Below are 572 nucleotides of genomic sequence, written 5' to 3'. Positions count from 1 at the left end.
CCTGTGCAAGATCGCCTTTCATGTTCTCAAGATCTTTCACCATCTCCCGCATGAGAATGATGAGATACAGGAAAGCAGCGTGAACCAGGATCACGGTGTCAAAATTCTTGTAGTACAGGAAAACTGCGAAAAATGGGGTAATGGTAATTACCGAAGCTATTAAATTATTGACGAACAGGATCTTCTTAAGTCGGTGCGAATAGAACCAGATCCCAAAAATGTACAGCGAGAAAAAAACCACTGCCCTAAAGGAGATATAGCTGGCAAAAAATATCCCGAACATATTTAGCATAAAATACACCGAAAGTTTGGTGCGCTGACTCACAAACCTATCCAACATCGTTTTTTGAGGCCGGTTGATGAGATCCTTTTCGCTGTCGTAGAAATTATTGATGATATAACCCGAAGCAACTATGGAGGCAGTAGCCAGTACCATAAAAAAGAGGTTAGGGTCAAATAGCACCTGCCTCATTGGCAAATGGGGTGCAAGAATAAAAATGGAGGTAAGGTACTGCGCGATCACGAGCACCAGAATATTATAGCCTCTAACGACCGAGATAAAGCTGAGAATC

1 protein-coding gene is annotated in these 572 nt (G+C 42.3%); it reads right to left on the bottom strand.

The annotated features are described in order from the left end of the window. Nucleotides 1–571: UbiA family prenyltransferase (locus HC176_RS15855; protein WP_167919965.1), on the bottom strand; the 571-nt coding region annotated here is incomplete at its 3' end. Nucleotide 572: the final 1 nt, after the last annotated feature.

The organism is Tamlana crocina (genome assembly GCF_012037625.1).
The sequence above is the reverse complement of the archived record's forward strand: the minus strand, read 5'-3'. Positions and strand labels throughout refer to the sequence as shown.